At 69.5% G+C, this 22,433-nt stretch carries 23 protein-coding genes and 1 tRNA gene; 14 read left to right on the forward strand and 10 right to left on the reverse strand.

Annotated features, from left to right (window positions below; translation table 11 throughout):
* Positions 1 to 96: 96 nt before the first annotated feature.
* From ND450_RS32135 to ND450_RS32145, 3 genes are read left to right on the forward strand one after another with little or no spacing between them, the layout of a single operon-like run.
* Positions 97 to 804: a (Fe-S)-binding protein gene (locus ND450_RS32135; RefSeq protein WP_089907595.1), complete on the forward strand. Its 708-nt coding sequence runs from the start codon at positions 97 to 99 to the stop codon at positions 802 to 804.
* Positions 786 to 2,204, forward strand: a complete 1,419-nt coding sequence (locus tag ND450_RS32140) for a LutB/LldF family L-lactate oxidation iron-sulfur protein (RefSeq protein ID WP_253322133.1) — start codon at positions 786 to 788, stop codon at positions 2,202 to 2,204. Before ND450_RS32135 ends, ND450_RS32140 begins: the two co-directional genes overlap by 19 nt.
* Positions 2,197 to 2,781: an LUD domain-containing protein gene (locus ND450_RS32145; protein WP_253322134.1), complete on the forward strand. Its 585-nt coding sequence runs from the start codon at positions 2,197 to 2,199 to the stop codon at positions 2,779 to 2,781. The genes ND450_RS32140 and ND450_RS32145 overlap by 8 nt, the downstream gene beginning before the upstream one ends.
* Here the strand turns inward: ND450_RS32145 and ND450_RS32150 are convergent.
* From ND450_RS32150 to ND450_RS32165, 4 genes are all read right to left on the reverse strand, one after another.
* Positions 2,769 to 3,215 (reverse strand): hypothetical protein, encoded by a 447-nt coding sequence (locus ND450_RS32150; protein ID WP_253322135.1) that lies wholly within the window; start codon positions 3,213 to 3,215, stop codon positions 2,769 to 2,771. The two genes, ND450_RS32145 and ND450_RS32150, sit on opposite strands and share 13 nt — an antisense overlap.
* Positions 3,216 to 3,250: 35 nt before the next feature.
* Complete coding sequence (locus ND450_RS32155) at positions 3,251 to 4,117, reverse strand: Fpg/Nei family DNA glycosylase (RefSeq protein WP_089907583.1); 867 nt, start codon at positions 4,115 to 4,117, stop codon at positions 3,251 to 3,253.
* Positions 4,118 to 4,132: 15 nt separating this feature from the next.
* Positions 4,133 to 4,570 (reverse strand): DUF983 domain-containing protein, encoded by a 438-nt coding sequence (locus tag ND450_RS32160; protein WP_089907581.1) that lies wholly within the window; start codon positions 4,568 to 4,570, stop codon positions 4,133 to 4,135.
* Between the two features lie 94 nt (positions 4,571 to 4,664).
* Positions 4,665 to 5,984, reverse strand: coding sequence for a sigma-70 family RNA polymerase sigma factor (locus tag ND450_RS32165; RefSeq protein WP_253322136.1), 1,320 nt, complete (start codon positions 5,982 to 5,984; stop codon positions 4,665 to 4,667).
* 159 nt (positions 5,985 to 6,143) lie between these two features.
* On the opposite strand from ND450_RS32165, the gene ND450_RS32170 reads away from it, so the two are divergent.
* Positions 6,144 to 6,542 (forward strand): hypothetical protein, encoded by a 399-nt coding sequence (locus ND450_RS32170; RefSeq protein ID WP_089907576.1) that lies wholly within the window; start codon positions 6,144 to 6,146, stop codon positions 6,540 to 6,542.
* 32 nt (positions 6,543 to 6,574) lie between these two features.
* Positions 6,575 to 6,650, forward strand: a tRNA-Gly gene (locus ND450_RS32175).
* A 308-nt stretch (positions 6,651 to 6,958) separates the two neighbouring features.
* Here the strand turns inward: ND450_RS32175 and ND450_RS32180 are convergent.
* Positions 6,959 to 7,186, reverse strand: a complete 228-nt coding sequence (locus tag ND450_RS32180; RefSeq protein WP_253322137.1) for a hypothetical protein — start codon at positions 7,184 to 7,186, stop codon at positions 6,959 to 6,961.
* 128 nt (positions 7,187 to 7,314) lie between these two features.
* Between ND450_RS32180 and ND450_RS32185 the strand changes: the two genes are divergently transcribed.
* Positions 7,315 to 7,743: an OsmC family protein gene (locus ND450_RS32185; RefSeq protein ID WP_089907574.1), complete on the forward strand. Its 429-nt coding sequence runs from the start codon at positions 7,315 to 7,317 to the stop codon at positions 7,741 to 7,743.
* Here the strand turns inward: ND450_RS32185 and ND450_RS32190 are convergent.
* Entirely contained in the window at positions 7,718 to 8,503 is a 786-nt protein-coding gene (locus ND450_RS32190) for a cytochrome P450 (protein WP_253322138.1), read from the reverse strand. The two genes, ND450_RS32185 and ND450_RS32190, sit on opposite strands and share 26 nt — an antisense overlap.
* Before the next feature lie 312 nt (positions 8,504 to 8,815).
* On the opposite strand from ND450_RS32190, the gene ND450_RS32195 reads away from it, so the two are divergent.
* The 4 genes from ND450_RS32195 to ND450_RS32210 are packed head-to-tail and all read left to right on the forward strand — an operon-like array spanning position 8,816 to position 13,097.
* A complete protein-coding gene (locus ND450_RS32195) occupies positions 8,816 to 11,605 on the forward strand; it encodes a BTAD domain-containing putative transcriptional regulator (RefSeq protein ID WP_256557327.1) in 2,790 nt (929 codons plus the stop codon).
* A gap of 39 nt (positions 11,606 to 11,644) precedes the next feature.
* Positions 11,645 to 12,274: a hypothetical protein gene (locus ND450_RS32200; protein ID WP_253322140.1), complete on the forward strand. Its 630-nt coding sequence runs from the start codon at positions 11,645 to 11,647 to the stop codon at positions 12,272 to 12,274.
* 28 nt (positions 12,275 to 12,302) lie between these two features.
* Positions 12,303 to 12,695: a contact-dependent growth inhibition system immunity protein gene (locus ND450_RS32205; protein WP_253322141.1), complete on the forward strand. Its 393-nt coding sequence runs from the start codon at positions 12,303 to 12,305 to the stop codon at positions 12,693 to 12,695.
* 45 nt (positions 12,696 to 12,740) lie between these two features.
* Entirely contained in the window at positions 12,741 to 13,097 is a 357-nt protein-coding gene (locus ND450_RS32210; RefSeq protein ID WP_253322142.1) for a septal ring lytic transglycosylase RlpA family protein, read from the forward strand.
* Here ND450_RS32210 and ND450_RS32215 read toward each other — a convergent pair.
* From ND450_RS32215 to ND450_RS32225, 3 genes are read right to left on the reverse strand one after another with little or no spacing between them, the layout of a single operon-like run.
* Positions 13,078 to 13,530 carry a hypothetical protein gene (locus tag ND450_RS32215; RefSeq protein ID WP_253322143.1) on the reverse strand — a complete coding sequence of 151 codons (453 nt, stop codon included), beginning with the start codon at positions 13,528 to 13,530 and terminating at the stop codon, positions 13,078 to 13,080. The two genes, ND450_RS32210 and ND450_RS32215, sit on opposite strands and share 20 nt — an antisense overlap.
* Positions 13,531 to 13,559: 29 nt before the next feature.
* Complete coding sequence (locus tag ND450_RS32220) at positions 13,560 to 14,525, reverse strand: hypothetical protein (RefSeq protein ID WP_253322144.1); 966 nt, start codon at positions 14,523 to 14,525, stop codon at positions 13,560 to 13,562.
* Between the two features lie 26 nt (positions 14,526 to 14,551).
* Positions 14,552 to 16,273, reverse strand: a complete 1,722-nt coding sequence (locus tag ND450_RS32225; RefSeq protein WP_253322145.1) for a hypothetical protein — start codon at positions 16,271 to 16,273, stop codon at positions 14,552 to 14,554.
* 297 nt (positions 16,274 to 16,570) lie between these two features.
* Between ND450_RS32225 and ND450_RS32230 the strand changes: the two genes are divergently transcribed.
* The 4 genes from ND450_RS32230 to ND450_RS32245 all read left to right on the forward strand — a co-directional run bounded on the left by ND450_RS32230 (position 16,571) and on the right by ND450_RS32245 (position 22,226).
* A complete protein-coding gene (locus tag ND450_RS32230; RefSeq protein WP_253322146.1) occupies positions 16,571 to 17,668 on the forward strand; it encodes a hypothetical protein in 1,098 nt (365 codons plus the stop codon).
* The gene (locus ND450_RS32235; RefSeq protein WP_253322147.1) at positions 17,661 to 20,369 is read left to right on the forward strand and encodes a glycosyltransferase family 4 protein; all 2,709 of its coding nucleotides are present in this window, start codon (positions 17,661 to 17,663) and stop codon (positions 20,367 to 20,369) included. The genes ND450_RS32230 and ND450_RS32235 overlap by 8 nt, the downstream gene beginning before the upstream one ends.
* Positions 20,366 to 21,508, forward strand: a complete 1,143-nt coding sequence (locus ND450_RS32240) for a methyltransferase domain-containing protein (RefSeq protein ID WP_253322148.1) — start codon at positions 20,366 to 20,368, stop codon at positions 21,506 to 21,508. The genes ND450_RS32235 and ND450_RS32240 overlap by 4 nt, the downstream gene beginning before the upstream one ends.
* A gap of 343 nt (positions 21,509 to 21,851) precedes the next feature.
* A complete protein-coding gene (locus ND450_RS32245) occupies positions 21,852 to 22,226 on the forward strand; it encodes a hypothetical protein (protein ID WP_089907541.1) in 375 nt (124 codons plus the stop codon).
* Positions 22,227 to 22,236: 10 nt separating this feature from the next.
* Here ND450_RS32245 and ND450_RS32250 read toward each other — a convergent pair whose 3' ends face one another.
* A complete protein-coding gene (locus ND450_RS32250) occupies positions 22,237 to 22,416 on the reverse strand; it encodes a DUF397 domain-containing protein (RefSeq protein WP_253322149.1) in 180 nt (59 codons plus the stop codon).
* Positions 22,417 to 22,433 lie beyond the last annotated feature (17 nt).

The raw sequence follows: 22,433 nt of genomic DNA on the forward strand, positions 1-22,433 counted from the left end.
ACCCCTATAGCAAGAGGCGCGCCCGGCGTACCCCCGTACGGTCCACCGATCCGGGTAGACATCCGATGAATTCAGGGAGAGGGTGTGCGGGTGAGAGTGGCACTGTTCGCGACCTGCCTGACGGACACGTTCTTCCCCGAGACGGCCCGTGCCGTGGTGCGACTGCTGGAGCGGCTCGGCTGTTCGGTCGACTTCCCGCTCGGCCAGACGTGCTGCGGCCAGATGCACTTCAACACCGGCTACCGGGAGCACGCGAAGCCGTTGGCGCGCAAGTACACCGACGTCTTCCGCGACTACGACCACGTCGTTGCTCCATCCGGGTCATGTGCCGGCATGGTGCGGGAGATCCACCCGACGCTCGGGGAGTCGCCGCCGCGCACGTTCGAGCTCGCCGAGTTCCTCGTGGACGTGCTGGGCGTGACGGACGTCGGCGCGTGGTTCCCCCACCGGGTCACCTACCACCCCACCTGCCACTCGTTGCGCATGCTCGGCGTCGGCGACAAGCCGCTGGCGCTGCTCAGGGCCGTGAAGGCACTCGATCTGGTGGAACTGCCCGACTCGACGCACTGCTGCGGCTTCGGCGGCACGTTCGCGGTGAAGAACGCCGAGACGTCCACGGCGATGCTCGCGGACAAGATGACCAGCGTGCTCTCGACCGGTGCCGAGGTGCTCAGCGCGGGCGACAACTCCTGCCTCATGCACATCGGCGGCGGGCTCTCGCGGCTGCGCGCGGGCGTGCGGCCGGTGCACCTGGCGGAGATCCTGGCTTCGACGGAGGAGGACCCGTGGCTCGCAACCCGGTGACGTGGCTGGGCAGCCCGACGTTCCCCAAGGCCGCGCACACGGCGTTGGCCGACACGCAGCTGCGGCAGAACCTGCGCAAGGCCACCGGAACCATCCGGACGCGCAGGGCGGCCGCGGTCGGCGAGATGACCGACTGGGAACAGCTCAGGGTCGCCGGCGAGCAGATCAAGAACGACGTCCTGGCGCGCCTCGACACACTCCTCGTCCAGCTCGAGGAGTCGGTCACGGCGCGCGGCGGCGTCGTCCACTGGGCGCGGGACGCCGAGGAGGCGAACCAGATCGTGCTCGACCTCTGCCGGGAGGAGGGCGCGAACGAGGTCGTCAAGGTCAAGTCCATGGCCACGGCCGAGATCGGGCTGAACGAGGCGCTCGAAGCCGGTGGCGTGCACGCGATCGAGACCGACCTCGCCGAGCTGATCGTGCAGCTCGGCGACGACAGGCCGTCGCACATCCTGGTGCCCGCGATCCACCGCAACCGCTCGGAGATCCGCGAGATCTTCCAGCGCCGCATGGGGGTCGAGGTCTCCGACGAACCCGCGGACCTCGCCGAGGCGGCACGCGTGTACCTGCGCGAGAAGTTCCTCACGACCAAGGTGGCGATCTCCGGCGCGAACTTCGCCGTCGCCGACACCGGGTCGATCGTGGTGCTGGAGTCCGAGGGCAACGGCCGGATGTGCCTGACGCTGCCGGACACGCTGATCACCGTCATGGGCATCGAGAAGCTCGTGCCGGCGTGGCAGGACCTCGAGGTCTTCCTGCAGCTGCTGCCCCGCTCGTCCACGGCGGAGCGGATGAACCCGTACACGAGCGTGTGGACGGGCGTCACCGAAGGCGACGGCCCGCAGCGGTTCCACCTCGTGCTGATCGACAACGGCCGCACCGCCACGCTGGAGGATTCCGTTGGGCGCCAAGCACTCCGGTGCATCCGGTGCAGCGCGTGCCTCAACGTGTGCCCGGTCTACGAGCGCACCGGCGGCCAGTCGTACGGCTCGGTCTACCCCGGCCCGATCGGCGCGATCCTGACGCCGCAACTGGTCGGCGACATGCACGACCCGCAGGCGGCCTCACTCCCCTACGCCTCCTCGCTGTGCGGCGCCTGCTTCGAGGTCTGCCCGGTGCGGATCGACATCCCGTCCGTCCTCACGCACCTGCGCGCCGAGGCCGTGGAAGCCAAGGGGCGCACGGCGGAGTCCGTCGCGATGGCGGCCGCCGCGTGGGTGTTCAGGGAGGCCTCGCGCTACGAGAAGGCGCAGAAAGCCGGTTCCCTGGCCCGTTTCCTGGCCCGCGACGGCAGGATCACGTCGCTGCCGTGGCCGGGTTCGAAGTGGACGTCCTCCCGCGACGTGCCCGCCCCGCCGTCCGAGTCGTTCCGCGCCTGGTGGAGGAAGAACCGTGGCTAGTGCACGAGAAGAGATCCTCAACCGCATCCGCGACGCCCGAGTGCCCGCGGCGGAGCCCATTGTCCGCGGCTACCACCAGACGGGCACCGGCGGCGTCGAGCTGTTCGCCGAACGGGTCGCCGACTACCGCGCGGTCGTCCACGTCGTCACCGACGTGCCGGCAGCGCTCGAACGCTTGCGGGGCAAGAGGATCGTCGTGCCCGCGGACGTCCCCGCGGAGTGGCTGGTCGACGGCGTCACGTGGCTGCACGAACCGCTCACCATCGAGGAGCTCGACGGGTCGGACGGCGTGCTGACCGGCTGCGCGGTCGCGATCGCGGACACCGGCACGATCGTCCTGGACGGCGGCGAGGCGCAGGGACGCCGCGCGCTCACCCTGCTGCCGGACTACCACCTGTGCGTGGTCCGCACGGACCAGATCGCGGCGTCAGTGCCGGAGGCGTTGCGGCGGCTGGAACCAACGAGGCCGCTGACGTTCATCAGCGGCCCGTCGGCGACGAGCGACATCGAGCTCAACCGGGTGGAGGGCGTCCACGGCCCCCGCACCCTGGAGGTGCTGGTCGTTCAGCCGCAGTGAACTCCGACGGCGGCCCTGGTGCCCACCTCGTCGTAGTAGTACGTCGTCGCGCGGATCGTCACGCACTTGCCCTTGGCGTAGACCTTGACCGGGCCGGCGTAGTACTGGAACTTGCCGGAGTCGAAGTCGTTGTTGTAGCCGGGACGGTTGTTGTCGTCCTCGCGGAAGTCCTGGTTGTACATGGTGATGCTGGCCTCGTGCTTGAACTGCGAGTAGTACGCCGTCTTCACGTTCGACGCGCAGTTGTAGCCCGTGCTGGAGTTGTAGTAGAGCCGGATCGTGCTCAGGTGGTTGCCCACGCTGGACTTCACCGCGTAGGTGTCGATCAGCGAACCCGTGCACCCGTACTCGGCGGCGTTGGCGTTCATCGGCGCGATCACGGAGGCCGCGGCGGCGATGGACAGGACTGCGATGGCTTTGCCCAGACGAGTCATGTCGCCGAGGCTCGTCCACCCCGGTTAAGCGGCGGTTATTTGAGGAGACGGGACAACCGGCGGTCGGCCAGCGGCTTGCCCCCGGTCTGGCACGTCGGGCAGTACTGGAAGGCCTTGTCCGCGAACGACACCTCGCGGACCGTGTCGCCGCAGACGGGACACGGCAGCCCGGTGCGCGCGTGCACCCGCAGCCCCGACCGCTTCTCGCCCTTCAGCCGGGCCGCGTCCTGACCAACGGACCGTGCGACCGCATCGGTCAGCGTGGTCAGCATCGCCTCGTGCAGGTGGTCCAGCTGCTCTTCGTCGAGCTTGCCCGTCGTGGCGTACGGCGAGAGCCGGGCCATGTGCATGATCTCGTCGGAGTAGGCGTTGCCGATGCCCGCGATCAGGCTCTGGTCCGTGAGCGACGTCTTCAGCCGTTCGGTGCGCTTGGCGAACAGGTCCTCCAGCTGCGTGCGGGTGATCCCCAGCGCGTCGGGACCCAGCCGCGCGATGCTCGCGATGGACCTGGGGTCGCGCACGATCCACGCCGCGAGGCCCTTCTTGGTGCCCGCTTCCGTCAGGTCGAAGCCCGGCCCCTGACCGGGCGGGCCGAGGTGCACGCGCAACGCGAGCGGTCCGCGCCCCTGCTTGGGCGGCGGTGCGGACATGGTGTCGGCCCAGCGCAGCCAGCCGGCGCGGGCGAGGTGGACGACCAGGTGAAGGCCGTCGGCGACCTCCAGGTCGAGGTGCTTGCCGTGCCGGTGCGCGGCCACGACCTCCTGGCCGTGCAGAGCGGTCCACGGCGGGTCGAACGTCTTCAGCACCTGCAGCGACGCGACGTCGACGCGGTGCACCGTGCGGCCCACCGCGTTCTCACGCAGGTGGTGGACCAGCGCTTCTACCTCGGGTAGCTCGGGCACCGGTCCAGTGTCGCATCAGTCGACGGGTTGCAACGGGCCTTCGACGTCCGGCAGCGAGTGCATCTCGATCGTCCGGGCGACCCGCGACGCCTCCTGGCGCACCGCGAGCGGACCGCGCACCGAGCCGATCCACCTTTCGGGCGGCAGCTCGTCTGCGGTGGCCTTGCTCTCCGCGACCAGCGTGTGCGGACGGCGCAGCGCCCAGCGGACCGGGAAGAACGCGAACAGGAAGATCAGCGCGAGGATCAGCCACGCCGGCACGACGACCTGCTCGGGCGTCCAGGCGATCAGCACGACCACCATCACGACGAGCATGCCCGCCATCATCACCCCGGGCAGCACACCACCGCTGACGTCGTGTTCGAAGTCGTCGGAGGCCACCGGGTTGCGCCACTCGACACGGCTGTGAACCGTCCACATCCGCCCGTCAGCACCGCGCACCAGCCGCGTCATGTACCCGTCTCCCACGCTCGGTCGGTCTTGGACAAACCGTACCTGGCTCAGGCCGAGCCTTGTGGGTGAACTCGGCCGAGCATGATCGTCACCGTCAGTCCTCGAACGCCGGTTTCGGGTAGAGCGTGATCGTCGTGGCCGTGGTCTGCGGCGACGAGCACGGCGTGGAGGCGGACGGTGAGGCAGAAGTCGACTGCACGTCGAACGAACTGATGTCACGCGACGTGGTCTGCGCCGTGCTCACGTCGTCGGACTGGCCCTTCGACGTGGTGACGTCCTCGGCGCGCTCGGCCGGAGGGGGTTTCTCCAGCCTGTTGCTGGTCGGAGGCACGGACGACTCGGTCCTGCGCACGGTCTCCTGGTGCCGCGGCGCGCCGGGGTTGACCACGTTCTCCTGCGGCTTCACCTGCCGCTGCTGTTCGGGAGCGGGCGGCTGGGCCACCACGAGCTCCTGGCTGCGGGAGGAACTCGACGAACCCGACGTCTCCATGGCGATCACCGGGTTCTGGTCCGGCTGCACCACGGCGACGCCCGCGCCACCGTTGAACACCGCGGCCATAGTCCCGAACAGGCCGACGGTCGCCACGCTCGCCGCGGCGAACGCCAGCTTGGCCTTGGTGAAGAACACCTTCCCGGCGAACGCGAGCCCGAGCGTGGCCGGCACGACCAGGAACCCGGCGTTGGCGCGCAGCGTCGCGCAGACCTCGTTCAGCTCGGTGTGGAGCTGCGAGCAGGACGAACAGGTGTCGAGATGGGCACCGATCCGGCGTTCCTCGACGCCCTGGACCCCACCCGCGGTGTAGGTGCCGAGCTTCGACCGGATCGCCGCGCACGACGAACGCCCGTCGTCAGCCGCGAGATGAGCCTGGAGATACGCCGCACGCAATCCCTCGCGCGCACGGCGGGCCAACGCCGACATGGCGTTCGGCGAAAGCCCGAAGTGCGGTGCCACGGTGGCGGGGCGTTCACCCTCCACCTCGACGCGCCACAGCACGACCCGCCAGCGTTCCGGCAGACTCGAGAAAGCCCTGGTGATGAGGTTGTGCTCGACCCGGCGGTTCGCGTTGTCGCTCACCGGCTCGACCCGACGGCCCAGCTCCTCGTCCTCCACCGGCACGTCCCGGCGCCGTCCGCTCCACTCCCACGCGACGCGGCGGGCGACGGTGAGCAGGTACGTGCGGACGTGGTCCGTGGGCCCGCTGCCGCGCCGGATGGCCTGGAGCATGCGGAAGAACGCCTCGGCGGTGAGGTCGTCGGCTTCGGCCGCCTCGCGGACGTGCCTGAGGGAAAAGCGGCGGATCGCGTCCGCATGCCGGGAGAACAGTTCGCCGTAGGCCGAGTCGTCTCCCTCGCGCACCCTGGCGAGCAGGTCCCGGTCGACCTCGTTCTCGTCGACCATCACAGCCCTCAACATGCCACAAGGGGCCAGAACTGCTCATCGATGAGAACAGGTCGATATACAAGACCATCCGTTAGTAGTGGGCTGATCAGCGCAACGTGATCGGTGACAGGACGGTCACAGGTGGGCGTCGGACGGTCGGCCGGACAAGATCGAGCGACTATCGTCACGCACGTGGTGGACTGGCGGGAACGCGCTTCGGCCCTCGTGCCGGAACTTCGGGCTGTCGCCGAGACCGAGGAGTGGTCCTGCCACGTCTTCTTCTCCGAACTGTCCCAGCTGGCGCAGGAAGCGCACCGCGAGCAGGACGACGACGTGCTGCGCCGCGCGTACGGCTTCGCGCACTGGTGCTTCCACCAGCCGGAGCAGTTCCTGGAGAACGCCGCGCTGATCAGCTTCTACGAGCACGTCTTCGACGACTGGGACCTCCGCGAGGAGGTGGCCGCGTGGCTGCCGGTCGACGTGCTGCCCAAGGTGCGGGCGCTGTGGGAGTGGCGGTGGCCGAAGGAGCAGTTGTCCGAGGTAGATCAACTGCTGGCCGGTTTGGCACCCCCCTCGCAAGACGCCGTTTGAGCCTGTTGTATAGTTCTCTCCCGTAAGGCAGTGCGGATGTAGCGCAGTTGGTAGCGCATCACCTTGCCAAGGTGAGGGTCGCGAGTTCGAGTCTCGTCATCCGCTCCACTCGAAAAGGCCCATGCTCATGGAGAGCATGGGCCTTTTCGTTTCGCCATGATTTTGGGGGGACGACCCCCCAAGCCCCCCGGATCACCTCACTGCCGGGCCGACGGTGAGCGTGCCCGCGTCGGCGTCCAACTCGGCGATTGGTCCAAGGGCGAGCGACAGCGGTTGCTCCCCGTGGCCTACGTCCACACCGCCCAGCACCTCTCCGGTCGTCCGGGCTCCACGTCGAGTCGCAGTCCGTGCTGTCGGCGAACACCGGAACCAGACGGGCACGACGCCGCGCGACGAACCCGATGGATCGAATTGTGTCAGCCGGCGGTCGAGGTACCTGGCCAACTGCGCGCAAGGCCCGCACACATGATCTGGCCGTGGAGGCTCGGCTGACCCGCTCTGCCGTCGAGCAAGCCCTGGCTGTCAACGCTCAGCAGTGCGCGGAGCCGTTGGGTGGTGTCGTCGTCGGCCAGCCGGTCGGCGTCGCGGCCCGCCATGTACCCGTGCCGGTTGAGAGCGTGCTCGCCGATCTCCGGCGGCGACACGCGGGGGCAGCACGACGTTCACACGAGAGACTCTCGCAGTCCCGGCACGTGGTTCTCGGGGTGATCTCCGGGCCCACCCGTGACAAGGTGGTCGGGACAGCTCGCTTCGACCTAAGGACCTCGAGATCATGGCCATCAAGCAGACGGCAAACGCTCACTGGGAAGGCTCCCTCGTCGAGGGCAAGGGGAACGTCAGCCTCGCCACCTCCAACGCCGGCAGCTTCGACATCGACTGGAAGGCGCGCGCCGAGGAGGCCGGTGGCAAGACCAGCCCCGAGGAGCTCATCGCCGCGGCGCACTCGTCCTGCTACTCGATGGCGCTCTCGCACGGCCTGACCGGCGCGGGCACGCCTCCCACCTCGATCGACACCAAGGCCGAGGTGAGCTTCCAGGCGGGCGTCGGGATCACCGGCATCCACATCACGGTCCGCGCCAACGTGCCGGGCCTGTCGCAGGAGGACTTCGTCGCGGCCGCCGAGGGCGCCAAGGCGAACTGCCCGGTCTCCAAGGCGCTCGCGGCCGTCGAGAACATCACCCTCGACGCTGCCCTGGTCTGAACCGCAGCTCCGCGGGCCCGTGACTGATCAGGTGCCTGCGGTGGCGCACGGGCTGCTCGACCGGCTCCGACGAGCGGTCGAGCAGCTCCTCGGCCACGATCGTGCCCTCCAGGCGCGCCAGCTGGGCGCCGAGGCAGTAGTGCGGGCCGTGGCCGAAGCCGAGGTGGCCCGGCACGGAGGGCCTGCCCGGGTCGAAGTCCTCGGTGAACACCTTCGGGTCGCGGTTGCCCGCCGCGTAGTCGAGGAACAGGTGCTCGCCCGCGGCGATCTCCACCCCGCCCATGATCACCGGACGGGTGGCGGTGCGGAAGAAGCCGACGAACGGTGAGTCGAGCCGTACGACCTCCTCGACCACCCCGCCCAGCCTGCGTTCGCGGGGGTCCAGCCTGAGCACCGTGCTGGACAGCATGTTCGTCGTCGAGTCGGTGCCGGCCACGACGATCGCGAGGCACAGCGACAGCCGTTCCTGCTCCGAGAGCTGTCCGCCGCGGAACGCCTGCGAGCGGCCGAAGTAGGCGCAGAACTCGTTCATCGCGGCGAAGTACGAGCCGAGCACGCGCTCGCTGACCTCCTCGCCGCTGGTCAGTTCGAGCACCGGCGCCGTGAACTCGCGGAACAGCGGGAAGTCCGCTTCCGGCACGCCGAGCAGGTCGCCGACGACTCCCAGGGCGAGCGGCGCGGCGAAACCGCTGACGAAGTCGGCCTCCTCAGGTAGTTCGTCGAGCAGAAGACGTGCGCGTTCCCTGATGGGTTCAGCCATTCGGCGCACGGCCGTTGGAGGGAATTTCTGATTCGCCACCGCACGAATTCGGGCATGTCTCGTGCCGTCCGCCGCGTTCAGCGAGGACATCAATTCGAGTAATCGTCGCTGCTCCGGCGGTAACAGCGCGGCGACCGTCGCGACCTGCGGACCAGCCATGTTCCGGGAGGAGAACGTCACCGGATCAGCCAGCACGGCACGCAGCTCGGCATATGCGGTGACTCGCTGGGCGTTGATTCTCGGGTCGAATTCCATTGCGATATCTTGGCGCGGTTCCGGCCTTTGTCGGGGGCTGACGACAGGACCAAAAACGTGATCATCCGGCTGCTCGGACCGCTCGAACTCACCGGTCCGAACGGAGCAGTTCAGCTCAGCAGTGCGGGACAGAGAACCTTGGTCGCACGGCTGGCCCTGAAGCCGGGAGAGACGGTGCCGAGGAGTGCGCTCGTGGACGCGCTCTGGTCGGACGAGGTGCCGGCGACCGCCACGAAGACCCTGCACAGCCTGCTCGCGCGATTGCGCGGGCAGATCCGCGACGCCGGACTCGGTGAGCTGATCACGACCCGCGAGCCGGGTTACGTTCTGAACGCCCCTGCGGACACCGTTGACGTCGCACGGTTCGAGGCGCTCGTCGCAGCAGCACGGCACAGCGACGAACCGTTGGAGTCGGCGAAGATGCTGCGCGAGGCCCTCGCGTTGTGGACGGGCGACCCCCTCGCGGACTGCCGTCCGGGCGACTGGACCCGGCAGGAGTCCGCGCGGCTGACCGACCTGCGGATGGACGCGACGGAGGACCTGATGGAGGCCTCGCTCGCGCTGGGCGAGCACGCCGCGGTGGCGCCGCTGGTCAACTCCCTGGTCGAGCAGCACCCGTTCCGCGAACGGCTGTGGGAGCAGCTGATGATCGCGCTCTACCGCTGCGGCCGGCAGGCCGAGGCGCTGGCCGCGTTCCAGCGGGCCCGTGGCGTCCTGGTCGGCGAGCTGGGCATCGAGCCCGGCCCTCGGCTCAAGGACCTCGAACAGGCGGTGCTGACCGCCGACCCCCGCCTCGACCTGCCGGAACGCGTCCCGGCGCCGGTGCGCGGCAACCTGCCCGCCGACCGGTCGAGCTTCGTGGACCGCCCGGAGACCGAGCACGTCGCCGACCTGATCCGGAGGCACCGGCTGGTCACGCTCATCGGAGTCGGCGGTGTGGGCAAGACGCGGCTCGCGCTGCACGTGGCGCGCGGCGAGCACCCGCCGGACGGCGTGTGGCTCGTGGAGCTGGCGGCGTTGCGGGACAAGGCCCTCGTCCCGCACGCCGTCGCCGAGGCGCTGGGCGTGGTCGACCAGACCGGGCGCGGGCAGCTGAGCGTGCTCACGGAGTTCCTGGCGGGCGAGGACGCGCTGCTGGTGCTCGACAACTGCGAGCACGTCGTGGACCACTGCGCGGTCCTGGTGGACACGCTGCTGCGGGTGGCGCCGGACCTCCGTGTCATCGCCACGTCCCGGCGCGCGCTCCGCGTCTACGGAGAGCAGGTCCTGTCCGTGTCGCCGTTGTCCGTGCCGTATCCGGCGGCGACGCTGTTCGCCCAACGCGCTGACGCGGCGATTCCCGGCTCGTTCGTCATCACGGCGGCGAACGAGCAGGCAGTCGCGGACCTGTGCCGCCGCCTCGACGGGATCCCGCTGGCCATCGAGATGGCGGCCCTGCGGGTGCGCGCGCTGACCCCGGCGCAGCTGCTGGAGCGGCTGGACGACCGGTTCCGGGTGCTGACCGGCGGCGGGCGCACCGCGTTGCCGCAGCACCAGACGCTGCTCGCGACGATGGAGTGGAGCTTCGACCTCTGCTCGCCGCGCGAACAGCTGCTGTGGGCGCGGGCGTCGGTCTTCGCGGGCGGTTTCGACCTCGCCGCGGCCGAGGCGGTGTGCTCGGACGACGCGCTGACCGCGGACTACATGTTCGACGCGGTCGACGGGCTGGTCGACAAGTCCGTGCTGCAACGCGAAGAACACGCGGGCGTGGCGCGCTATCGGTTGCTGGAGACCATGCGCCAGTTCGGGCAGACGCGGTTGCGTGCGAGCGATGACGAGCAACGGTTGAAGGCGCGCCATCGCGACTGGTACACGGGCGTTGCCCTGCAAGGGGAACGGGCCTGGTTCACGTCGCGGCAGGCGGCGACCGTGGGTGCGATGGCGGCCGAGCGCGGCAACCTGCGGGCGGCGCTGGAGCACTCGCTGACGACGCCGGGCGAGGCCGAGTCGGGACTGCGGCTCGCCTCGACGCTGTGGTTCTACTGGGTCGGCTGTGGGCGGTTCGCCGAGGGACGCCACTGGCTGAACTGGGCGCTGTCGCTGGAGACCGAGCCGTCACGGGCGCGCTGCAAGGCGTTGTGGGTCACCGGCTACCTGGCGACGTTGCAGGGCAACACCAGCGCCGTGCCGGCGTTGCTGGAGGCGTGCCGCACCGAGGCCGCGGTGCTCGGCGACGAGGACGCCGACGTCTACGCGACCTACGTGCAGGGCGCCGCGGCCGTGTTCGACGACGACCTGCCGCTGGGCGCGCGGCTGCTGGCCGAGGCCGACCGCCGGCACGCCGAACTCGGGCACCTGGACAGCAACGTGGTCATGGCACGGGTGGCGTTGGCGATCACCGCGGCGTTCGCCGGCGAACTCGACCGTGCGGCGGAGATCTGCACCAAGGCACGCGTCGTGTGTGAGGAGAACGGCGAGCTGTGGGCGCGCGCGTTCGCGTTGTACGTCCTGGCTTTCGTGGCGATGGGACGCGGTGACGTCGCCGAGGCCCGCGAGCTCGCCACGACGTCGCTGCGCATCAAGGAGCAGTTCCACGACCTGCTGGGCATCGCGGTGTCCGTCGAGCTGCTGGCGCTGATCTCGGTGATCACCGGGTCCGCGTCGCACGCCGCGCTGCTGCTGGGCGGTGCGGACCGGGTGTGGCAGTCGGTCGGCCTGCCGCTGTTCGGGTCCACGAACTTCGCGGCGTCGCACGACCAATGCGTGACCTTGTGCCGTCAGGCGTTGAGCCCGGAGGAGTACGAGGAGCATTTCTCGCGCGGTGCGGCGATGACGGTGGCATCTGTGGTCGCGGCCGCGCAGTCGTGACGCAGGCCCCGCGCAGCCGGACGGGAACAGGCTGGCCTGATGAGGACCAGCGTGCGCACCCCCGACGCGGGAACCGTGGAAGAAGTCCTGAAACTCGCCGCGCGAGCACCGTCGTTCGGCATCGTTCCGCCGTGTCGGTGGCGCAACGGCAACGAGTGCCTCGAACTCCTGACGACACGCACGGACCAGACGGGCCTTCTCGCGTGTGGTGCGGTGCTTCACCACGTGCGGGTCGCGTTGTCCGCCATGGGCTGGGACTGCCACGTGCTGCGCACCCCGCAGCCGGACGGCCAGGTCGCGTCCGTGCACCCGCGCTGGGAGCTCGACGCGTTCCACTGCGAGGTGGCCTCGGCGGCCGCGATCTCGTTGCGCAGGGCCGACCCGCGGCCCTACCTGCCCGACGAGGTGCCGGACTCGGCGCTGACGTGGCTGCTGCACGCGGCCCGTGCCGAGAACTGCGAGCTGGAACTGGCGGCACGGCGCAACGGAGCCCTGCTGCGGGTGCTGGGACGCGACTGGCTGAGCGCGGGCGAGGCGGTGAGCGCGGTGGTGCTGGCGTCGACCGTGTGGGGCCTCGCGTCGGAAGCGCTGCTGCACGAGGGCGAGGTGCTCGTCCGCGTGGGCTGGCAGTCGCCCAATGCCGAACCGTTGCCTCCGTCGGCCCACTAGTGAGCCGGTTTGCGGGGACCATGTGTGCGTGGACCGCGACAGAACGCTGGCGCACCTCAGCGAGGACGACTGGCGCACGCCCGACTCGTCCTCGACCCAGCTCTACCGGGACCTGTGCGCGTTGCGCGACCTGCCGGTGGGACAGCTGACGCCGACGTCGCTGCACCTGCTCGTGACGCACCAGGTGGGGCTCGACGTGACCGCGCTGCTGGCCCTGGAACACGTCGAGGGCGACCCCCTGCGGTCGGTCGCGCTCTACCCCGGCGACCTGCTCGCCGCGCTACTCAGAGTAGATCACTCGTTCTGGGCCGATCACCCAGAGTTGCTGACCAGGATGACCGCTCTGCTGGACCGGCTGCGGACCCTGCCGGACGGCGACTGGCAGCTGCTGGTCTCCGCGGCCGAGCAGTTTCCCGGTTAGGCGGGCTTTAGGCGCGCCTTTGCCGAGGGGTGACTTGCTTGCAGCATGACCAAGACCCTCGCGGCCGCCGGCCTCACGCTCGCGTCCCTCGTCACCACCGCCGTGTTCTTCTCCCCGGTGGCTTCTGCCGAGACCTGCAAGGCTTCCTACTACTCCGGCGGCGGCACGACGGCCAGCGGTGAGCGCTTCGACCCGAACAAGCTGACGGCCGCGCACAAGACGCTCCCGTTCGGCACCAAGGTCGAGGTGAAGAACCGCTCCAACGGCAAGACCGTGACCGTGCGGATCAACGACCGCGGCCCGTTCATCTCCGGCCGTTGCGTCGACCTGACCCCCAAGGCGTTCAAGACGATCGCACCCCTGTCACAGGGCGTAGTGGGCGTCACCGTGACAAAGGTGTGAACGAGTAGAAAAAGACCGGTTTGCTTGACCCAATCGAGTGAACGAGATACTCAATCCGAGTGTTCGCGGCGATGAGTGGACCTGCACGGCTCGCAACAGGAGCTGTCGTCGGCGTTGCCATCGCGGCGTTTGGCGTGCTGGGGACGTATGCCGGGTCGTTCGGCGCGGGCGATCCGGCCGAGTCCGGCAGCAGGGAACCGGCCAGGGTCTCGCTCATCAACACCCCGTCGTTGCTCCCCACGGAATCCGAGCTTCCGTCACAGACAGTGGCGTCCAGCTCGTCGTCGCAGCCGTCTTCTTCTTCCAAGACAACGACTACGACGAAAACGACCTCCACCACGACCGCGGTCGTGACAACGACGACGACCACCAAGGCGCCGCCGCCGGTCACGACGACGACCACTCGGCCGAGGCCGACCACCACGACGACCACGAGGCCGTGCGGCCTGATCTTCTGCTGAGTCAGGCGGTCCTGCGCCGCTCGTAGACCGCGTCGAACCTGCTGGTGTCCGTGAGCCCGTGCCGCAACAACCGCGCGGCGTCGACGAGGTTCTTGTCGTCCCGTGTCATCGCCTCGCCGACATGGTCGAGACACGCGCCGACGACCTCGTCGTGGCTCGGCAGCGCGAGCTCCGGATGCAGCTCCTCCAGCCGTGCAACGAACTCCGCACGCAGGTAAGCGATTTCCTTGGCCGCGTACACGCCTTCGCGCAGCCCGTGGTCCCACATCCAGAAGACCAGCTCCACGAACCGGTCCCGGCCGCGCAACTCGCCGTGCGACGACGTCCGCGCGGCAGCAAGCCTTGCGCAGTACCGCCACCACGACCGGAAGTCCTCCGGCGCTTTCGCCGTGGCCCAACGAACCCGCTGCTCCGCGGACATGCCGGCAACCGCTTTCACCTGCTGCCACACGGCCTTCGGGTCACCGTCGAACGAGATGGTGAAGTCCTGCCCGAACGCCGTGAAGACCTTCTCCACAACGCCGTCCGGGAACTCCGGCCCCACCCCCACGTAGAGCGTCACCTGGGCCTCGGGCTGCCAGTACTGCCGGTACCCGGTCTCCGGCCCACCGACCGGCACGAGCCCGGCCCCGCGCGCCGCCAACTCGGCCCGCACCTCGTCGAACATCACCGGCCCGCCGAACCGGCCGTACCGCGCGGCCACGGCGTCGTCCAGCCGGTCGTCACCGTGCCGCAGCCGATGCACCTGCACGGCGAGGTGCTCGCCCTTCCAGCCGAGCCCGCGTTCCCTGAGGTACCAGCCGACCTCGACCAGCCCGTACGACCGCCAGCACGTGCGCGAGCCGCGGTTCTCCCCGCCCGGTCCGCCCATGACCTCGGCCGCGACGTCCGGGCCGAGGTTCGCGTCGAGCCCCAGGACCGTGCCGGTCCGCACCACGTCGGCGACGAACTCGACCCCCGCGCTCACGGGCACACCCCTCCTCGGAAAGCAGGTCAGCCGGTGATCGTGAACTCCACGACGTCGTCCGTCTCGACGCGGCTGAGCGGCAGCCCGCCGACCGGCCGCGCCGCGATGTCGGCGCCCCCAGGCCGCGACTTCACCACGACGACCTTGTAGATGCCGTGGCGCTTGAGCGCCTGGAGGCTGCGCTGGTCCGGGAAGTTCGCGGTCGCCGCGACGATCTCGCGGTACTCCGGCGGGAAGTTGCCGGAGTTGCCGTTCGCCATCTTCGGGAAGCCCTCGGTCGACCACAGCAGGTACGTGAACTCGTCGTAGGTGTCCATCGGCAGCATGAGCATCGGCTCCTGCGCCTGCGTGAACACCCGCTGCACGCCGGCCGGCACAGCGGGAACCGGCACGTGGGCCCACCTCGGCACGCCCTCCAGCAGCGCGGCGACCGCGGGGACCAGCAGGAGCAGGACGATGGTGCGCGCCCGCAGTTGCGTGCGGATGACGAGCTGCCGGCCGAACTCCGTCACCGCACCCGCAGCCAGCACCGTCAGGGGCAGGATCGCCCAGAGGATCAGCCTGCCGGGCGCCCGCATGGCGTCCCAGCCGGGCACGACCTCCCACAGCACCCGGTAGATGGCGCCGCCGAGGAACGACGCGCCGAGGGCCAGCACCGCGGGGACGACGACCAGCGCCGCCAGCACCATCCGCGTGGTGAACCGCCAGGCGCTGAGGAACAGCCCCGCCACGCCGAGCACCAGGACGACGAGGCCCGGGAACAGCAGCTTCTCGAGGATGCCGTCGTGCGGGATGGCACTGCTGTCGGCGAAGTCGGTGGCCTGCCACAGCCAGCTGTCCCGCGTCGTGGTCAGCAGACCGCTCGCGGGCGGTGAGAACAGCTCGATCTCGTGCCAGGTCCGCGTGAAGCCGTACCGGTCGAGCACGCGGAAGTACGGCGCCACCATCAGCAGGGTGACCACGAGGAACACGATGACGCCCCACGCGTTCGCGATGACCGTGCGGATTCCCGGTCGCTGCCGCCAGACGAACACCGCGATCGCGACACCGACCGCCGCCATCACGTAGACGAACGTGATGCCGAGGGCGAACCCGAGCGTGACCTGCCACGTGGCGATCACCCAGCCGGCGAAGATCCACCGCGGTGCGGGCTCCCGCCTGCCGCGCAGCGTGAAGCCGTGACCGCGGGCCAGCGCGCAGAGCGCGAGCGCGACACCGCCGATCGACAAGAGGTTGAGGTGGTGCACGTGCGTCAGCCGCCACGGCGACCAGGCCAGCACGGCACCGGCGAGCGCGGCGCCCTGCCAGTTGCTGCCCAACTGCCTGACCAGCAGGTAGCCCCCGGCGAACGCGAAGGCGAAGGCGAGCACGAACGCCACGTTGTACCGGAGGATCGCCGCCTCGGGACCGTCGCCGAAGAGGCTCAGCGGCAGGTAGCCGAGCAACGAGTCGCTGAACGCCAGCGAGTCGACGGCGGGGTAGAACTGGTTCGAGGTCCACAGGTCGCCGCCCTCGGCGAGGTACCGGTGCAGCCACGCGAGCTGCCACGTCTGCAGCAGCGGATCGCCCAGATCACCCGTGACCAGCGTCTTCGGGTGCAGCACGAGGGGGAAGTTGAAGAGCAGCGAGACGACCAGACCGACGTGGAAGGCCTGCACGACCTCGGACCTGACCAGTCGTTCGAGCGTCCGGGCCAGCAGAAGGGTGACCCCGCCCCTCACGACCGGCTGCGTCGCTGACTCCCCCACGAACCGACCCCTCCGCACGTCCGCCGGGCGGAAGGCACCCGTTCCGCCATGGCCCAGTAACCGTACGGGCTACTCGCAACACCCAAGTGCCGCTTGTGATAAACGTACCCGTGGTGGTGGGCACGTCGGCGAAGTGGCCGCCGGTCAGCGAACTCCCGCTCACCGAGCCCTTCGTGAGCCCGGACGCGGGTGGGGCGCGCCACAACCAGGTCACGACTTCGAGAGGTCCGCGGGTTCCCGCCGACGGACCCAGGCACACTGTTCGGGTCCATGTACTCGCGGAAGGGGGTGCCAGGGGTGACCTGGCAAGACGAGCTGAAGAAGCTCGACGACGAACTCGCCTCTGGTCGGATCTCCGCTGACGACTACCGTCGGCGTCGAGACGAGGTGCTCGCCGGTTCTGCCGGCGGCGGTCAGGCACAGCAGCAACCTCAGCAGGCCGCGTTCGCCCGTCCTTTCAAGTGGGAGGCGAAACCTCCCACCTCGCAGTCCTCGGACGCCACCCAGGTCGTGCCCAACCAGCAGCCGCAGCAGAACCCGAACCCCGACGCCACCCAGGTGGTGAACACCCAGCAGCGCCCGCAGGCCGATGCCGAACGCACCCAGTTCGTCGCGCCGATCGCGCCGCAGGGACCGTGGGGCCAGGGCGGTCCTCAGCAGCAGCAGGCGGCGCCGCCGCCGTGGGTCAGCGGTGACTACGACCAGTTCAACCAGCAGCCGGCGAGCTGGAGCCACGGTCCCGAGGTGTTCGACGAGACCGGTGGCAAGGGCAAGGGCAAGATCTTCGCGATCATCGGCGTGGTGCTGGTGCTGGCGTTGATCGGCGGCGGCATCTGGTGGTTCGCCGGACGCGACTCGGGTGGCGGCACCACGGACACGACGGCGCAGTCGACGTCGCAGACGGCCACCACCACGACGAAGCCCAAGGACTCGCTGTCCATCATGGACCTGCCGGGCGCCGTCGAGGACCACAAGAACATCCAGACGTTCGCCGACGCCGAGAAGAGCAACTTCCTCGCGCCTGACGAGATCAAGCACTACAACACCGCGGGCGCCGGCAAGTCGCGCCTGTCGGCCGCGTCGAACAACGGCGTGCACGTGCTGATCTTCACGACCGAGGCCGCGTCGAAGGCGCAGGCGGACACCGGCCGGGACGAGCTCGCCCAGCAGGAGATCGTCTACGGCCTGACGGACATGCCCTCCGCCCCGGTCGGCGTGCAGGCGAGCCAGGCCGAGAAGTCCGGTGACAAGCCGGCGCTCATCCGTGCGCACTACTCGAGCAAGAACACCATCGTGCGCATCCAGGTCGTGAGCACGGAAACCCTGCAGAAGGCCAGCGACGTCTTCTCCCGGATCGTCGCCGAACAGCTCAGGATCCTCGAAGCGAATGGCTGAGCCGAAACTCCCGGTCGCGTGCACCGTCGCGACGCGATCGGGACTTCCCGCCGCGAAGGTGCTCGCGGCCTCCTACCGCGAGCACCACCCCGGTCACGAGTTCGTGATCCTGGTGCTCGACGGTCCCGACGGTGTCGTGGCGCGGGAGCAGTGGACCGAGGTCGGACCGGGCTGGCTCGACCTCGACGAGACGACCTTCCAGCGCATGGCGACCGCGTACGACTCGGGCGAGCTCGCGGGCGCGGTCAAGCCGCTGGTGCTGCGCAAGCTGCTCAGCCAGGGCGCCCCCGCCGCGATCTTCCTGCACCCGGACATCCGGGTCTTCGCGCCGTACCCCGAGGTGGTCGACCTCGCCGTGCAGCACGACATCGTGCTCACCGCGCGGCTCCTCGAGCCGATGCCGCGCGACGGCTACGAACCCAGCGACCTCGGCATGATGGCGATGGGGATGTTCGACCTCGGCTTCATCGCGGTGGGCCAGGGCTCGAAGAAGTTCCTCGAGTTCTGGGCGGAGCGCCTGCGCCAGGACGCGATCATCGACCCCGGCGCGCAGCTCTTCGTCGACCAGCGGTGGGCCGACCAGATCCCGACTCTCTTCCGGCACACGATCCTGCGCGACCCCGGTTTCAACATCGGCTACTGGAACGCGCACGAGCGGTCGGTCACCCGTGGCCCGGACGGCACGCTTTACGCGGGCGGGGAACGCCTGCGCTTCTTCCACTTCGCCGGATACCGGCCGGACCAGCCCTGGTTGCTGAGCCAGCACTGCCACCACCGGCCGCGCATCCTGCTCTCCGACCACCCGGAGCTGCGGGAACTGTGCCTCGCCTATGGCGAGGAGCTCCTGGCGGCCGGTTGGCGCAAGCCCCAGGAGAAGAGCACCTACCGGTACGACTGGCTCGCGGACGGCACGAGAGTGTCCATCCAGATGCGCCGGATGTTCCGGCACGCCTGGATCGAGGCCGAACGGCCCGAGGCGAAGCAGATGCTGTTCAAGCGGGCGATCACCGAGATCCCGCCGCACCCGTTCGGCTCCGGTGGTGACGGCGAGTTCATCGAGTGGCTTCGGAGTCCCGGCGCCCCGCCGGAGGAGGCCGCCGGCCTGAACCGGATGACCATGCTCGCCTGGGCGATGCGCCCGGACCTGCAGAAGGCGTTCCCGTGGCCGTGTGCCGCGGACGCCCCGGGGTTCCGCGAGTGGTGCCGCACGTACGGCGTCGAGGAAGGGGTCGTCCCGACCTGGGCGCTGCCGCGGGAGCCGAGGGCCGCGCAGGACCCGCTCGACGAGTTCGGCGTCAACATCGCCGGCTACCTGACGGCGGAGCTCGGCCTGGGCGAGATGGGCCGGATCGTGCTGAAGGCCGTCGAGGCCGCGGAGGTCCCCGTCGTCTCGGTCGTCGAGGAGCACTCGCTGGCCTGCCGCACGGACCTCGAACAGCCGGACTCGGCAGGCAGGCCGAAGTTCCCGGTCAGCGTGATGGCGGTGAACTCCGACCAGACGGAGGTGCTGCTGGCGAGCTTCCCCGAGGTGGGACACCGCCGGTACCGGATCGGTCTGTGGGCCTGGGAGCTCGAGGAAGTGCCGCCGTGGCAGCAGGCGGGCTACGAGTTCGTGGACGAGATCTGGACGGTCAGCGAGTTCTGCCGCGAGGCGTTCCAGCAGCACGGCTCGGTGCCCGTGAAGGTGATCCCGGTGCCGGTGCTCGATCCGGGTGCGCCGCAACGGACGGAGCGCGCTCCCGGCAAGCCGACCCAGTTCTTCTTCGCGTTCGACTTCAACAGCACCGGCGGCCGCAAGAACCCGTGGGGCGTGGTCGAGGCGTTCAGCCGCGCGTTCCCGTCGGATCGGCAGGACGTGCGGCTGGTCATCAAGGCGACGAACGGCCAGCTGCACACCAACGCGGCCGAACGCCTGCGCCTGCTGGTCGCCGCCGACCCGCGCATCGAACTGATGGAGCGCTACCTCAGCGTCGACGAGCTGAACGCGCTCTACCGCGACAGCGACTGCTACGTCTCTCTGCACCGCAGCGAGGGTTTCGGTCTCACCGTCGCCGAGGCGATGGTCCGCGGCATGCCGGTCATCTCGACCGACTACTCGAGCACCACGGAGTTCTTCGACCCGTCGGTCGGGTGGGCCATCCCGTACAAGATGGTCGAGGTCGGCGAGGGCTGGTACCCCTACCCCGCCGACGCGCTCTGGGCGGACCCCGACCTCGACGCCGCGGCGAAGGCCATGCGCGAGGTGGCGGACGACCCCGCCGAGGCCCGTCGCCGCGGTGACGCGGCACGCCAACACATCCTGCGCACCCGTTCCATGGATGCCGCGGCGTCCTGGATGCGCACCGAACTCCGCGCCGCACATGCGAGGTGGCAGGCCATCTACGGCGAACAGCAGGACTCCCCCGACCCGCAGGACCCGTTCACCAGGGCCCGCGAGGCGCTGAAGTGGCGCGCGGACACCAGCAGCCCGTCGCGGCTGCCGCTCGCTCCCGCGTTGCGCCGGGCGGTGCTGCGCGCGGTGGACCACTTCGACGTGCACCAGCGCAAGATCATGGGCGAGCTGGTCGGCAGCGCCCAGCAGGCGTTCGAGTCCGTCGCGCGCTCGGTGTCGTCGCACGACAAGCGTCTCGACGACATGGCCCGTCAGATCAGGAAGCTCGAGAACAAGCTCGAGCGACGAAACTCGGAGGATTCCCGGTGAGCGCTGAACTCGGCGAGGTTCGCGAGACGTGGGAGCACCTGGGTTCGACCGACCCGTACTGGGCCGTGCTGACCGAGCGCGAGCACGCGGGGGGCGACGCACGGGCGAGCTTCTTCGAGAGCGGCCGGCACGAGGTCCAGTCCGTGGCGGACTTCCTCGCCCGGCACGGCAGGTCGATCGGTGACGTCGCCGTCGACTTCGGTTGTGGCGTCGGCAGGCTCTCGATCGCGCTCGCCGAGCGGTGCAAGGAGGTCTCCGGTGTCGACGTGGCCGCGTCGATGCTCGAGGAGGCCCGTGCGAACAACCCCCACGGCGACCGCGTCCGGTTCATCCACAACGACGCCAGCACCCTGCCGTTCGAGGACGACTCCGTCGACTTCGTGCTGAGCCTCATCACGTTGCAGCACATCCCGCCGCGCCTGTCGCTGCGCTACCTGCTCGAGATGATCCGGATCGTCCGGCCGGGCGGGCACCTGGTGTTCCAGCTGCCGAGCCACCTGCCGATGCCGACGCCCATCGCGGAGGAGTTCTGCCGCGCCGAGATCACCGTCCTCAACGCACCGGCGACGGCCGGTGCCGGTGAGTCGCAGTACGTCGAGCTCTCGGTGCGCAACACGAGCGACGGCGCGTGGCCGTACGGCCAGCTGCTCAACGCCGCGAACCACTGGCACCGCGACGGTGAACTCGTCCGCCGCGACGACGGCCGGGTCACCGTGCCGGCACTGCAGCCGGGTGAGTCCGCGACGGTGTCCCTGCGGGTGTCGATCCCGGCGGAGCCCGGTGACTACGAGCTGGAGCTCGACCTCGTCCAGGAGCACGTGGCCTGGTGGGAACAGCTCGGCAACGCGACCGTGCGCGTCCCGGTGACCGTGACCGGCTCGGCGGCTGCTGCTCCTGCCCCTGTCGAGGAGGCGACCGCCTCGGAGGCCGTGGAAGCCGCTGAACCCGCCGTCCCGCAGCCCGCGTCGAACAAGAGCATGCAGATGCACGGCATCCACACCGACCTCGTGCGGGGCCTGTTCGACCAGCTCGGCTGCACCGTGCTGGAGGCGGCGACCGACCAGCGCGCGGGCGAGACCTGGGTGAGCTACCTGTACCTCGTCGAGGTCGGCGAGTACGAGCTCAAGCTGAGGAGCTGACGTCGCTCCGGGACCGACACTCCGGTGTCGGTCCCACTTGCAACCCGCCACGAGTGCTAGACGTCTACTACGGGTGTAGGACCCACTCGGAGGCGACGATGCTGATCACCGTGACATTAGTCACAGTCGGCGGTTTGGCGTTCTTGGTGCGAACCGTGACGGTCCTCCTGGCCGTTTCCTCGACCAAGAAGACAACCGATTACCCTGCGCCACAGACGTCCCCCAATTGAGATACTCATTCGGAGTACGTCTTACGGCGGCACGTTGACTTAACGTACGATCCTTTCGGGTCGTATGACTGATCGGTCACCCGAAGGGGGACCTCACACCGGGTAGGTGCGCCATGGACCACGCACTGAACAAGGTCATCGAGTTGCGCGAAAGCGGCTTTCAGTTCCTCCACCTGAGGGACGACGCCGGGCAGCTCGACCGAATCATGGCGTTCAAGCAGCGCAGAGGCTTCATCGACTCGATCCTGTTCTGGTCCGAGACGGAGGCGCGCGCAGGGCGTTTGCCCGCGGTCCGCGACTCGGCCCGGCCGGCCCAGGCCGTGTGGATCTACGAGGGCCCGTTGATCGAGGCCGTGGACAGGCTGCTCGACCTGCCTGAACCCGGCGCGCGCAACGCCCCGACGCTGATGAAGGCGACGGCCTCGGACCTCGCCGTCGTGACGACGCTGCCGTTCAAGCTGAAGCTCCCGCCGGGAGCCATCGCCTAGGGCAGGCCCGTCAGTTCTTTTCGAAGTCGCCGCGCTTCACGGCGCTGATGAACGATGCCCATTCGGGCGCGGTGACTTCGGAACTCGCCCGGCTCTTCGAGTCGCGCACCCGCGCGGCTGAGCCGTTCAGCGCAATCTCGACGCAGTTGCCGTTTCCGCCGTTGTTGCTGCGGCTGCTCTTACGCCACACAGCAGACACCTGGATCC

The sequence above is a fragment of the Lentzea sp. HUAS12 genome (assembly GCF_024125735.1).
Lineage (GTDB): Bacteria > Actinomycetota > Actinomycetes > Mycobacteriales > Pseudonocardiaceae > Lentzea > Lentzea albida.